This is a genomic window from Brevibacterium sp. SIMBA_078 (assembly GCF_046534565.1).
GTDB lineage: Bacteria > Actinomycetota > Actinomycetes > Actinomycetales > Brevibacteriaceae > Brevibacterium.
Genome location: NZ_JAWRYQ010000002.1, coordinates 212642 through 224632 on the forward strand (window position 1 = coordinate 212642; position 11991 = coordinate 224632).

The following is an 11991-nucleotide window of genomic DNA, read 5'->3' on the forward strand; positions in this document are numbered from 1 at the left end:
GACTGAGTCGGCTCAGGAGTCCTTCGCGTCGGGGTCGATGTCGACGACCCCTTCCGGCGGCGCTGCCAGCCGGTTCGGGGACGTCTTCCGGAACACCGGCTGTCCGGACAGCACCGCCGACCTTGCCAGGGTGTTGCTCGCAACCGAGGACACGATGATCAGGCACAGCACGGCGATGACCGCCATGATCAGCGAGCTCCACGAGAACCCGGACGAATAGAGGTCGTAGATGAAGGCGGCGATGACGATGAACGGCATGCCCAACCCGGTCGCCGGAGAGAACACATTGATCCGAGACAGCGCGTCGCGGACCCTGAACATCGCCAGGGCGGATCCGAGCAGCAGCAGGGAGCCGGTGATTCCGAAGATCCCGACGAGGGTCGTGGCGAGTGCTTCGTTCATCAGCGGTGCCCCCTGGTGAGGATCCGGGAGAGAGCGATCGTGGCGAGGATGCCCACCATGGAGGACAGGAAGATCACATCGAGGACGATCGACGACGACACGGCGATGCCGAGCATGGTGACGATGGCAATAGCCGAGAAGTAGATGAGGTCAGAGACCACCGCACGTGAGCCCTGGTCGCGAGCAGTGAGCACGCGGATGAGCCCGATGACGATGGCGGCGGCGAGGATGACCGCACAGATGCTTGCGATGACGATCATGAGCGTCCTCCCTCTGAATCGGCGTGTGGTCCCGGTGCCCGACCACGGGTCATGGCCAGCAGTCGCGATTCCATATCGATGAGCCCATCGAGGGCGGATTCCTCCGACTCCTCGAACAGGGCGTGGACGAAGATCACCGGCGGGGTCGTCGACGTGCCGGCCGCGATCGCAGTCACCAGGGTGCCGGGTGTGATCGTGATCGACGATGCGAAGAGGGTGACTTCGAGATCGGTGGCGCAGCGCATCGGGAGTTCGACGATCATCGGCTGGGCGTAGTCGCTGCGGAAGAGTCGGGCGACTATGGTCGCCGAACCGGTGATGATCGCCCAGACGATGAAGCCTGCGTAGGAGACGCCGTGGATGAGTCGCATCACGGTGCCATCACCGCCTCGATGTAGTCACTGTGGTCGAGGAGACCCTCGGCTGCCCGGTGCGTGAGGTCGAGCAGAGGCTCCGGGAAGCAGAAGAGCGCAACAGATACCCCGATCATGATCGTGGCGGGCACCAGCAGACGGGCGGGAATGCGCACGCTGCGCGTGATCGGTTCGGCCGGGGCGCGCCCGGTCTCCGCCGAGTCCGGGCGGTACGTCTGCATCGGCGGTCCCCAGAAGGTGTTGCGCCAAGTGCGCTGAAGCGCCAGCAGACTGATCAGCGCGCCGGCCACGATCGTTGCGACGAGGACCCATCCGAAGCCGCCGCCGGCGTCCGTGGAGGCCCTGACGAGGCCGACCTTGCCCCACAGCCCGGAGGTCGGCGGCAGACCGACGAGAGAGAAGAGGCCGAGGATCATGAGGATGGTCGCCCAACGCTCCCGTGAGGCGAGCCCTGAGAGCTTGCGGAATGAACCGGTGCCGTAGGTCTGTTCGACGGCGCCCATGATGAGCAGCAGGCCTGCCATCGTAACCATGTGGTGCATCATGTAGAAGGCGCCGGCACCGAGGGCCGCCGAGGTCAGCAGGGTGGCGCCGATGAGGATGTGGCCCACGCCTGCGGTCATCTGGAACCCGAGCACATTGCGCACTCGCACCTGCCCGAATCCGGAGATCGCACCGATGAGGATGCTCGCCACCGCAACGATGAGAATGGCGGTCGCCCACGGAGCAGGCTCACCGTAGACAGTGGTGTAGATGCGGTAGATCGCATACAGTCCGACCTTCGAGTGGAGACCGGAGAACAGCGACATCATGCCCGCCGAGGTGTTCGGATAGCTGCGGACGAGCCACCCGTGGAAGGGTGCGCCGCCGGCCTTGATGAGCAGAGAGAGCAGCACCACGCCCAGAGCGATCGCGGCCTGTCCGGTCGGACGTCCCTGATCTGCCAGGACGGCGAGGTTGACGGTGCCGGTGGCGCCGTAGACGAATCCGACGCCGATGAGCAGCATCGTCGAGGTCAGCAGATTGACCATGACGTAGAGACGTCCGATGCCGAGCCTGCGCCAGGTGCCGGTGACGGCGATGAGTGCGTAGGCGGGCAGCATCATCACTTCGACGAAGACGAAGAAGTTGAAAAGATCACCGGTCAGCAGCGCACCGTAGACACCGGTGAGCATCATCAGGATGAGCGCCGGGACGAATCGGTACTGGTCCTCACCGGTGGAGACCAGGAACAGGCTGCTGACGAACGCGACCAGCGAGGTGAGCACCAGCATGAGCGCGGTGAACGTGTCCGAGACGAACACGATCGCCAGGCCGGGCACATAGTCGCCGACCGAATGGGCGATCACCGGGGTCGAAGCATGCACGCCGAGCAGGGCGACGCCGCTGCCGCCGACGAACACGGGAACGGCGAGCAGGAGCAGCCGGTCGAAAGTGCGTGAGGTGATGAGCACGCTCAGCGCGGAGGCCAGAAGCGGGATGCCGATGAGCAGAAGAAGCAGTGCGGAGTTCATGAGTCGCGCTCCTCCCCTGTCTCGGGATTGCGTTTCTGGTCGTCGTCGTGGCCGAGCACAGCCAAGGCGAGCATGAAGATCGTCACTGCCAGGGTGATGACGATGGCAGTGAGGACGAAGGCCTGAGGCAGCGGATCGGCCGCCTCGGCGAGGTCACCGCGCCCCGCCAGAGGTTCGCCTCTCCAGGCGCCGACTCCTGCCGAGAGCAGGATGAAGTTCGCGGCATGGGAGATGAGGGTGAGACCGAAGACTCCCCGGACCATGGAGCGCTGCATCATGAGGTAGACGCCGCCGGCGGTGAGGACGCCGATCGTCAGTGCCAGGATCATGCTTCCTCCTCGTCTCCGTCGGTCGGTGGATCCCCTCGGAGGATATGGGTCGAGTTCGCACGCACCTTCGCCTCATCGGACTCTTCGGCCCCACGGCGACGGCCGCGTTCGGGGCGTTCACCGCGGATGGCCTCCATCGGACCGCTCAGCTCACCGTAGAGCAGCTCATCGGCACGTTCGCGGGTGCGTTCGACGTCCCGGCGGATGATGCCGTTGGTGAGCACATCGTCGCCGGCCGGCGTGGCTGCGGAGTCCGAGACACCGAGGAGGTTGAACGAGAGCAGCATGAGGCCGAGCACCGCCAGGTAGACCCCGACGTCGAAGAGCATCGACGTCGTCCAGTGCCGGCCGGCGAACTCGGTGTGCAGCGGCTGCAGGAACGAACCGGCGAACAGCAGTCCGATGATTCCGGTGACCACCGCAGTCGCGACTCCGGAGCCGATGAGGTAGAGGGGCGCACGCGGCGGGCCGAGCGCCCGGTCCTTCGGCGTGGACAGGTAGGCCAGACCGATGACGGCAGAACCGACGAGGGCGGCGATGAATCCGCCTCCCGGGGAGTTGTGGCCGCGCCAGAAGATGAGCAGGGAGCTCACCGCCAGCAGCGGTCCGAGCACCTTCAGGGTCAGCTGCAGCGGGATGACGTTCGGCCATGCCTCGTGCACAGCACGATATGCGGTGGTGCCCTTGGGCCGGATCGACACCCACGGGGGCCTGGGCGGTTCCGGGATGTTCTCGGCCGGCGGGTCGATGAACTTGTCCTTGACCGTCGACATCACCGCGACGATCGCGATTCCGGCCATGCCGAGGACAGTCAGCTCACCGAGGGTGTCGAGAGCACGGAATTCGACGAGGATCGTATTGACGATGTTGTCTCCACCGCTGATCTCCGGAGCCTTGTCGAGGTAGTACTGGCCGAGTGCGGAGCGCTCCCGACGGCCGTTGAGCGCCAGGGTCAGCCCGGCAACGCTCGCGCCGACGATGATCGCCAGGAGCAGACGCGGTGTCTGTTTGCGCTTCGGGTACTTCCAGAATGAGCGTGGAAGCTTCTGCAGCACGAGCATGATGACGATGATCGTCATCGCTTCGACGAGCAGCTGTGTCAGGGTGACGTCGGGGGCGCCGAGCGCGAGGATCTGCACGGTGGCGAGGATGCCGATGGCAGAGAGGGCCACAACGGTGGTCAGCCGCGAATGCGAGGTGCACAGGACGAGCACCGCCACGGTGATGAGGACGAGCAGAATCACGTCCACAGGACGGCTCAGGTTGGCCTGGAGCGGCGGCAGATCGGCGAAGACGACAGGTACGGCCCCAATGGCGAGCACGCTCAGTCCGCCCAGCGACAGAGCGAGATAGGGGCCCGAGTTCATGGGACGGACGAAGGCGGAGAGCCCGTATCCCAGGCGTTTGAGATTCTTCGTCAGCGCATCGATGACGTCGGCCCCGTCGAAGGGCAGCGTGGCCTTGTGGAAGAACACGAAGACGCGCGACCGGCGGAGGATGATGAACACGCCGATGGCGATGATGAGCCCAGAGGCGAGCAGTTCTGCGTTGAATCCGTGCCACAGTGCCAGGTGCACGGACTCCGAGGCCGTCGGCACCGCTGCCCGGACCACCTGGTCGAGCGGGGTGTCGAGCAGGTAGAGGACGAAACTCAGGGGAATGGAGGCCAGGATCGGCAGGGCCGCAGCAATGAGCATGACGGGTGAACCGCGATGGATCTGACTCTCTTCGGGCTCGCGGCCGTCGATGAAGCTGCCCCAGACTGTCTTCGCACAGTAGGCGAAGGTGAGCACCGAGGCGCCGACGGCGACGAGCAGAGCCGCCCAACCGGCCCAGGGCCCGCCCGGGGCTTCCCTCAGCGCAGTGAACAGAGCCTCCTTGGACACGAATCCCAACAGTGGCGGAATCCCCGCCATGGACGCACAGCCGATGATCATCACCGTGAACGCCGCCGGGGCGGAGCGCATGAGTTTCGGAATCCGAGCCAGGTCACGGGTGCCGGCGAGGTGGTCGACGACGCCGACCATCATGAACAGACCGGACTTGAACAGTGCATGTGCGATGACGTGGAGGGTGGCGGCGGCGATCGCCGCCTCGGTGCCGACGCCGATGACCGCGGTGATGAGACCGAGTTGAGACACGGTCGAATAGGCCATGAGCTTCTTCACGTCATGCTGGTTGAGCGCGAACCAGCCGCCCAGGCAAGCGGTGAGGAGACCCGCCGTCACTAGCAGGATATTCCATGCCGGTGTGGCGTGGAAGGTCGGTGAGAACCGAAGCATGAGGAAGATGCCGGCTTTGACGACGGCAGCGGCATGCAGGTAGGCCGAGACTGGCGTGGCGGCGGCCATCGCGTCGGGCAGCCAGGGATGGAACGGGAACTGAGCGGACTTCGTCATGGCTGCGACGCCCACGAGCAGAGCCACGAGCGTCGTGACTTCGGGCTGGCCCGCCCAGACCGGGGAGCTGATCGCCTCGGCGAGGTTCGTCGTGCCGGTCACGGCGATGATCACTCCAGTGGCCACCAGCAGACTGAGGCCGCCGATGAAGGTGAAGAACATCGTCCGCAGCGCCGGTGCCTGCCCAGGAGATCCGGACCGGGCGATGAGGAAGAACGAGGCCAGAGACGTCAGCTCCCAGCACACGAACAGCACGAGCACATCGTTGGTGAGCACAAGGGCGACCATGGAGAAGGTGAAGATCACCATCAGCCAGTAGAAGCTCGTATTGCGTCCGGGGCTGAGGTAGCGCGTCGAATATATGAATACGACCGCACCGATGATCAGTGCGATATAGGTGAATACGACACCGATTCCGTCGGCCCGCAGTGCCAGGTCGACGCCGAAGCTGGGAATCCACGGGTAGGACACTTCCGGATTCTGCCCGGTCATCACCTCGGCGGCGGTGGGAGTGAACAGGGCTGCCACGCCGAGATAGGCGATCGCCAACGGCCAGCCGCTCTCGCGTCCCGCGAAACGGGTGAGGACAGGAGTGAGCACCACGAGTGCAGCCAGAGCGATTAGCGTTAGGATCATGACCGGGCCTCAACGGCCTCAGGCACAGGTGATCGTTCGTTCACTCACTGATCCTTCATCGCAAGGTGCGCGTTCTGCAAAACACAGACTTTCGAAGAATCAGACTATCGACTCGGAGTTCCATGAGCAAAAGCACAAAGAGCCTCGACCCGTTCCCGAAGCTGTCGGTCTTCTTCGACGCGCGCTTCACCCGCACCACCCATCACGACGGGATCTCCCGTTACGGTTCGTGTCTGCTCTCGGCCCTACTGGCGGCCGTCGAGGGTACAGAGATCGACGTGACCGTGGTCATCAGCGATGAAGCACAGCTGGCGCTGCTTCCCGAATGTTCGTGGGTGCAGCTGGGTGACCCCACCTCCCCCGCCGAGGTGGCCATCGCCGGAAAGCTCAATGCACTGGGCGCCGATGTCGTGTTCTCGACGATGCAGACGATGGGCTCGTTCGGTCGCCGTTACGGCCTCATCCTCACCATCCACGATCTCATCTACTACTCCCACCCCGAACCACCTGGCGATCTGCCGCTGCCAGTGAGACTGCTGTGGCGGGCATATCATTTGAGTTTCGTCCCGCAGCGGCTGCTGCTCAATCGTGCCGATGCCGTAGCGGCCGTCTCCGAGACGACGAAGGATCTCATCGCTGCCCACCGGCTGACGGATCGACCGGTGCAGGTCGTGTCCAATGCCGCCGAGGCGGTCGCAGCGCCGGCGCGGACCGTGAACCGGCACGATGCGAAGACCCTCATCTACATGGGCGCGTTCCTGCCGTACAAGAACGTCGAATCCCTCATCCGCGCGCTCGAGCACCTGCCGGGGTGGACCCTGCACATCGCCAGCCGCATCGAAGGCCGGAGGGAAGCTCAGCTGCGAGCCCTCATTCCCGACCGGGCGAAGGTCGTCTTCCATCGGGGAATCAGCGATGAGGAGTATGCACGTCTGCTCGACGAGTCGACGGCCCTGGTCACGGCCTCTCGGGAGGAGGGCTTCGGTCTGCCCGTCATCGAAGCGATGGCCAAGGGAGTGCCCGTGGCCGTGTCGGACATTCCGATCTTCCGAGAGATCGCCGCTGAGGCGGCCGAATACTTCGACCCGGAAGATCCGCGCTCGATCGCGCACGCGATCGAGCGGCTCACCGATGCCGACAGGTGGGCCGAACAGTCCGTAGCCGGCAGGCGTCAGTCACAGGTCTTCGATTGGGCGAAGTCGGCAGACTCGCTGGTCGACCTCATCAGATCAGTCGCTGCCGACCGCAAGAGCGACGGCTGAGACCGAGCGGACACTGATGCACGGGTGAGGGCCTCGGGTTCCGCAAGGGCGCGTTCAGCCGATGGCCGAGCCCGCAGCGGTGCGACCGAACAACTCAGTGGGAGAGCGTGCCCCAACTGCGCAGAACCCATTGGTCGCCGGTGTACCCGAACTCTCCGTGACCGCAGTTTCCGAGGACCCCGAGCCGGCCTGTCCCGTTCATCTCCAGGAGGATTTCGGCAGCGGCGCGCAGCACCGCACCGTGGGCGACGATAGCGATCGTCGAGGCTTCAGCGGACTGCACGATATCGGTGATGGCGTCAGCGACACGACGGCCCGACTGGGTACGCGATTCTCCTCCGGGAGGTGCGATATCCGCTCCGGAGGCCCAGTCGGCGAGTTCGTCCGGCCAGGTCTCCGCCACCTCGGCGCGGGTGGAGCCTTCCCATTCGCCGAAGGCGGTCTCCCGCAGCCGCTCATCGCGAACGGGTTCGACAGCGACGCGTGTGGCCAAGCTGTCGGCGGTCGCAGCGGCGCGCGAGAGGTCGGAGGAGACGATGAGTTCCGGTCCGAGTTCGGCGAGCCGCCTGGCGACCTGATCAGCCTGCTCTCGGCCCGTATCGTTGAGGGGGACGTCGGACTGCCCCTGGAATCGACCGGCGACGTTGAAGTCCGTCTGTCCGTGACGCCAGAACAGAACGGTCTTCGTCATGTCTCCGAGCCGGGTTCCGGCAGCTGCAGATCAATGACCGGAACGTCCTTCCACAACCGTTCGAGCGCGTAGTATTCGCGCTGTTCGGCGGAGAAGACATGGACGACGATCTCGCCGAAGTCGAGCAGCACCCAGTCCCCTCCCCGGCCTTCGCGGCGCAGCGGAGTGCGGTCGTGGACGAGCTGCACTTCCTGTTCGATAGCGTCGATGACCGCACCGATCTGGCGTTCGTTATCGGCGGAGACGATGAGGAACGCGTCGGTGATATAGAGCGTGGAGCTCACATCGAGGCCGATGATGTCGGTTCCGAGCTTCTCGTCCGCGGCTTTGGCCGCGGTTCGAAGCAACTGGGTGGATTCGGCGATCTCGCTCACAAGATCCTTTCGCATGGATGCGGTTGTCGAGGTGGTGTGTCCCGGGTGTTGCTCAGAGGAACATGACGAGGGCGATGACGATGAGGGCCAGGGCGAAGAACGCGGCCACGCCAAGGACGATATAGGGCATCTTCGAAGGCTCTTCGCCCATGAGGATCTGACCGTCCTGCCCGGTCACCGAGCTGGCACGGATGCGTGAGCCGGGAGGGTTCACGGTTTCTTCGTCTTCGTAGTCGGCATTCGGCAGCGACCAGGCTTCGGGCACTGCTTCCATCGGCCGGGTCTCCGGGTTGGCGGCCAGGGCGCGCGCCGCGTCATCGGAACCTGAGTCGCCGGCCGATTCGCCGGAACCCTCAGAGGCCGAGCCGGACTGCGACTCTTCGGCACGACCGGGCGCCGCGGTCTGCGGCCGGCGAGCATCGCTCTTGCGGGGCTCGTCGACCTCGGGGATCTGCGCCGAGGCGGCAGTGACGACTCGGACTCCGGAGGTCGAGGGCGGCTGCACGATCGGCATCCGTCGCGACCGAGACGAAGGCTCGGACTCGTCGACGACATCTGCCTCAGGCTTCGAGGCCGGCTTGTCTTCCGGGGCAGGTTCATCCGCGGGATCTGCTGCAGCGGCAACACCCGTGGCAGGCTCGTCGGTTGAGGCGTTCTGATCCTCTGAGTCCGGCCCGTCCGAGTTCTCGGCAGGCGTCTCGTCCTCGTCCTCGGTGCCGAGTGCAGGAGCGTCGCCGTCGAGAGCCGAGTACGGCATCGACAGTGCGTCATAGGGTTCGCTCTCCACCGTCGACGGCCGCGGAGCCGAGGCAGGAGTGACTGGAGCTTCGAAATCGCGGGCGGCGACCTCATCAGCTGCTCCCCCGAAACCGGCGGTGTCATAGGATTCGTGTTCCGTCGCGGCGGACTTCGCGTCGGGTTGCCAATCGCTTACCGATTCCTTCGCAGCGGCTGCCGAAGCCTGTGTTTCGTCGGAGTCTGCTGCTGCCGGCGCAGCTTCCGAGCTCGAGTCCGCGGGTTCAGAATCCGAGATTTCCGGGATCGGTCCGGTCAGTCGACCTTCGGCTGCGGCCTGCCGTTCGGCCAGTTCCTTCTCATCGGCGACAACCGGCATAGCGCCGGTGGACAGATCGCCGTACTGCGAAAGTCCGTGTTCGCGCAGGTATCTCTTCTTCTCGGCACGCGACTGGAAGTGCGGCAACGGGGTCCGTGTCGGGTCGAGACGGTCTTCGGCATGCACCGGCGGCCGGGACTCCTGCGGGTGGTCCGATGCCAGGGCGCCGCGTTCGTGGCTGGTCCGCGGCGAGGGTTCGGGGTCGATGCGCGAGGCGGTGTCGTCGCTGGTCTCAGCGGCGGGTTTCGCACCGGGCTTCTTCGGGGGCAGCGGACTGAGGAGTCCGGCGCGAGAGTTCGGAGCCTCCTTCGGCTGCTCAGGAACCTCTCGTGCTTCGAACGCCTGTTCCGCCGCCAGCCTTTCGGCTTCGCGCCGTGCTCGACGTGACGTGAACTGCTCCTCAGCCATTCTCACTCCTGTACAACTCGTATTTCGCGATGTACTGCACTACGCCGTCCGGTACGAGGTACCAGACGGGTGCACCATCCATCACCCGTTGTCTGCAATCCGTGGACGATATCGCCAGCGCAGGGATCTGCACGAGACTCAGCCGGTCGACCGGCAGTCCCTCACCGTGGAGTTCGTGCCCGGGCCGGCTGACCCCGACGAAATGCGCCAGGGAAAACAGCTCATCCACATTCTTCCACGTCAAGATCTGAGCCAAAGCGTCCGCGCCGGTGATGAAGAACAACTCGGTTTCGGGACCGTAGCTGCTGGCGAGGTCGCGCAGCGTGTCGATCGTGTAGGTCGGACCCGGTCTGTCGACGTCGGCTCGAGAGACGGTGAACCGCGGATTCGATGCCGTGGCGATGACAGTCATCAGGTACCGGTGCTCGGCGCTGCTGACCTCTTCGACGTCCTTCTGATACGGCCGTCCCGTGGGGACGAAAACCACCTCGTCGAGGTCGAAGGTCGCCTGGACCTCACTTGCCGCGACGAGGTGGCCGTTGTGGACGGGGTCGAAGGTGCCGCCCATGACACCGACTCTGCGTCTGTGCTCTGCCATATCAGTGGCGGTGCGAGATGCCCTTCCACGACCGAGACACAATGCCCATCGTGATGAAGATCGCCAGGGTGATGAGTCCGTACCAGATCGGATCCATCGGCAGCTCCACGTGGGCTGCGTGCTCCCCACCTTCGGCCGCGGCGGCCATGATGGCTGCGTTCACGTCATTTCTCCTTACTCATTGATCCGTCGCGCACAGAGCGCTTCGGGGTCGTTACCTTCTCAGTTTCTCATGAACCATCGGGGAATCCGGCATCGACATGACTTCTTCCCCCTCCGATGTCTCCCCTGGTCGGGCGGTGAGTACCCTGATCGCGGAGTGTCGGAGCCGATTCGGGCTCAGGAACGGACCTGGCCGTTGCCCATCATCACCCATTTCGTGGTCGTCAGCTGTTCGAGTCCCATGGGGCCGCGAGCATGCAGCTTCTGGGTGGAGATGCCCACCTCCGCACCGAAGCCGAGCTCTCCCCCGTCGGTGAATCGCGTGGAGACGTTGACTCCCACCGCCGCTGCATCGATGGCGGTGACGAAGGTATCAGCGTTGTCGAGGTCCTTCGTCACGATCACCTCGGTGTGGCCGGAGCTGTAGGCACGAATATGGTCGATGGCCTCTTCGATGCCGGAGACGAGCTTGATCGCGATCTCCAGTCCCAGGTACTCCTTGGCCCAGTCGCGCCGCGACACCCGTCGGACCTTCATCCCGGCCGGCGCCAGTGCCGAGACGTCCGAGTCGGCGTGGACGATGACCCCGGCGCCGTCGAGGCGTTCGAGGATCTTCGGCAGCACGCGTTTCGCGGCTTTCTCATGCACAAGGAGGGTCTCCAGCGAGTTGCACACGCTGGGTCGATGCGTCTTCGAGTTGAGGACGAGGTCGACGGAGGTCTTCACCGTGGCGGTGGAATCGATGAACATGTGCACATTGCCCACACCGGTTTCGATGACGGGCACGATCGATTCCTGCACGACCATGTTGATGAGGTCGGCGCCACCTCGGGGAATGAGCAGATCGACGTAGTCGCGGGCGTGCATGAGCACGTTCGCGCCTTCGCGCCCGTACTGGTCGATGCCGTTGATCGAGTCGGCCGGCAGTCCCGCCGATTCGACGGCTCGCCGGAGGATGGAGATGATCTCAGTGTTCGAGTTCTGCGCAGCCGATCCTCCGCGCAGGACGGAGGCGTTTCCAGATTTGAGTGCGAGGACGGCGATGTCGACGGTGACGTTCGGGCGGGCTTCGTAGATCGCACCGATCACACCCATCGGGACACGGTTCTGGGTGAGTCGGATGCCGTTGGGCAGGGTGCGTCCGACGACGACATCGCCGACGGGATCCGCGAGGTCGATGACGTCCTCGACGGAGTCCGCGATCGCTGCGATGCGATCGGCGTCGAGGCGCAGGCGGTCGAGCAGAGCCTCGCTCATTCCGTTCTCGGTGCCGGCGGCGATGTCGGCGTCGTTGGCTTTGACGATGCGGTCGGTGTTGCCGCGCAGCGCCTCGGCGATGGCACCGAGAGCAGCGTTCTTCTCGGCGGTCGAGGTCGTCGACAACAGGCTCGAGGCGGACTTGGCGTTGCGCACGATGCGGGTCACGCCGCGCACAGTCTTCGGGTGGATCTCGGCTGCTGCTGTCATG

The 11991-nt window shown here is 64.8% G+C and carries 13 protein-coding genes; 1 reads left to right on the plus strand and 12 read right to left on the minus strand.

The window, feature by feature from the left end; translation table 11 throughout:
• Positions 1-12: 12 nt before the first annotated feature.
• Genes SB749_RS09300 through SB749_RS09325 form a run of 6 tightly spaced genes read right to left on the minus strand, consistent with a single transcriptional unit; the run spans position 13 to position 5914 of the window.
• The gene (locus tag SB749_RS09300; RefSeq protein ID WP_039210779.1) at positions 13-402 is read right to left on the minus strand and encodes a cation:proton antiporter; all 390 of its coding nucleotides are present in this window, start codon (positions 400-402) and stop codon (positions 13-15) included.
• Positions 402-662: a monovalent cation/H+ antiporter complex subunit F gene (locus SB749_RS09305; protein WP_039210778.1), complete on the minus strand. Its 261-nt coding sequence runs from the start codon at positions 660-662 to the stop codon at positions 402-404. Before SB749_RS09305 ends, SB749_RS09300 begins: the two co-directional genes overlap by 1 nt.
• The gene (locus tag SB749_RS09310; RefSeq protein ID WP_264801797.1) at positions 659-1033 is read right to left on the minus strand and encodes a Na+/H+ antiporter subunit E; all 375 of its coding nucleotides are present in this window, start codon (positions 1031-1033) and stop codon (positions 659-661) included. The genes SB749_RS09305 and SB749_RS09310 overlap by 4 nt, the downstream gene beginning before the upstream one ends.
• Positions 1033-2550, minus strand: a complete 1518-nt coding sequence (locus SB749_RS09315) for a monovalent cation/H+ antiporter subunit D family protein (protein WP_410710102.1) — start codon at positions 2548-2550, stop codon at positions 1033-1035. Before SB749_RS09315 ends, SB749_RS09310 begins: the two co-directional genes overlap by 1 nt.
• On the minus strand, positions 2547-2879 hold the full coding sequence (locus SB749_RS09320; protein ID WP_039210769.1) for a sodium:proton antiporter: 333 nt from the start codon (positions 2877-2879) through the stop codon (positions 2547-2549). Before SB749_RS09320 ends, SB749_RS09315 begins: the two co-directional genes overlap by 4 nt.
• Positions 2876-5914 (minus strand): DUF4040 family protein, encoded by a 3039-nt coding sequence (locus SB749_RS09325; RefSeq protein ID WP_410710103.1) that lies wholly within the window; start codon positions 5912-5914, stop codon positions 2876-2878. Before SB749_RS09325 ends, SB749_RS09320 begins: the two co-directional genes overlap by 4 nt.
• Positions 5915-6036: 122 nt before the next feature.
• On the opposite strand from SB749_RS09325, the gene SB749_RS09330 reads away from it, so the two are divergent.
• Positions 6037-7176: a glycosyltransferase family 4 protein gene (locus tag SB749_RS09330; RefSeq protein ID WP_410710104.1), complete on the plus strand. Its 1140-nt coding sequence runs from the start codon at positions 6037-6039 to the stop codon at positions 7174-7176.
• 94 nt (positions 7177-7270) lie between these two features.
• Here the strand turns inward: SB749_RS09330 and SB749_RS09335 are convergent, their stop codons facing one another.
• The 6 genes from SB749_RS09335 to SB749_RS09360 all read right to left on the minus strand — a co-directional run bounded on the left by SB749_RS09335 (position 7271) and on the right by SB749_RS09360 (position 11990).
• Entirely contained in the window at positions 7271-7867 is a 597-nt protein-coding gene (locus SB749_RS09335; protein WP_410710105.1) for a histidine phosphatase family protein, read from the minus strand.
• Positions 7864-8241 (minus strand): ribosome silencing factor, encoded by a 378-nt coding sequence (rsfS, locus tag SB749_RS09340; RefSeq protein ID WP_264801572.1) that lies wholly within the window; start codon positions 8239-8241, stop codon positions 7864-7866. Before rsfS ends, SB749_RS09335 begins: the two co-directional genes overlap by 4 nt.
• Positions 8242-8293: 52 nt before the next feature.
• Positions 8294-9763: a hypothetical protein gene (locus SB749_RS09345; protein WP_410710106.1), complete on the minus strand. Its 1470-nt coding sequence runs from the start codon at positions 9761-9763 to the stop codon at positions 8294-8296.
• Positions 9756-10361, minus strand: coding sequence for a nicotinate-nucleotide adenylyltransferase (gene nadD, locus SB749_RS09350; RefSeq protein WP_264801570.1), 606 nt, complete (start codon positions 10359-10361; stop codon positions 9756-9758). Before nadD ends, SB749_RS09345 begins: the two co-directional genes overlap by 8 nt.
• A 1-nt stretch (position 10362) precedes the next feature.
• A complete protein-coding gene (locus tag SB749_RS09355) occupies positions 10363-10524 on the minus strand; it encodes a hypothetical protein (protein ID WP_167443897.1) in 162 nt (53 codons plus the stop codon).
• A 176-nt stretch (positions 10525-10700) separates the two neighbouring features.
• On the minus strand, positions 10701-11990 hold the full coding sequence (locus SB749_RS09360; protein WP_410710107.1) for a glutamate-5-semialdehyde dehydrogenase: 1290 nt from the start codon (positions 11988-11990) through the stop codon (positions 10701-10703).
• Between the last annotated feature and the right edge of the window lies 1 nt (position 11991).

What these genes read in the sequence shown, in the direction of transcription:
- SB749_RS09345 (WP_410710106.1), bottom strand. Translation starts at nt 9,763, where the DNA reads ATGGCTGAGGAGCAGTTCACGTCACGTCGAGCACGGCGCGAAGCCGAA.
- SB749_RS09305 (WP_039210778.1), bottom strand. Translation starts at nt 662, where the DNA reads ATGATCGTCATCGCAAGCATCTGTGCGGTCATCCTCGCCGCCGCCATC.
- SB749_RS09360 (WP_410710107.1), bottom strand. Translation starts at nt 11,990, where the DNA reads ATGACAGCAGCAGCCGAGATCCACCCGAAGACTGTGCGCGGCGTGACC.
- SB749_RS09300 (WP_039210779.1), bottom strand. Translation starts at nt 402, where the DNA reads ATGAACGAAGCACTCGCCACGACCCTCGTCGGGATCTTCGGAATCACC.
- SB749_RS09325 (WP_410710103.1), bottom strand. Translation starts at nt 5,914, where the DNA reads ATGATCCTAACGCTAATCGCTCTGGCTGCACTCGTGGTGCTCACTCCT.
- SB749_RS09320 (WP_039210769.1), bottom strand. Translation starts at nt 2,879, where the DNA reads ATGATCCTGGCACTGACGATCGGCGTCCTCACCGCCGGCGGCGTCTAC.
- SB749_RS09310 (WP_264801797.1), bottom strand. Translation starts at nt 1,033, where the DNA reads ATGCGACTCATCCACGGCGTCTCCTACGCAGGCTTCATCGTCTGGGCG.
- SB749_RS09330 (WP_410710104.1), top strand. Translation starts at nt 6,037, where the DNA reads ATGAGCAAAAGCACAAAGAGCCTCGACCCGTTCCCGAAGCTGTCGGTC.
- nadD (WP_264801570.1), bottom strand. Translation starts at nt 10,361, where the DNA reads ATGGCAGAGCACAGACGCAGAGTCGGTGTCATGGGCGGCACCTTCGAC.
- SB749_RS09335 (WP_410710105.1), bottom strand. Translation starts at nt 7,867, where the DNA reads ATGACGAAGACCGTTCTGTTCTGGCGTCACGGACAGACGGACTTCAAC.
- SB749_RS09315 (WP_410710102.1), bottom strand. Translation starts at nt 2,550, where the DNA reads ATGAACTCCGCACTGCTTCTTCTGCTCATCGGCATCCCGCTTCTGGCC.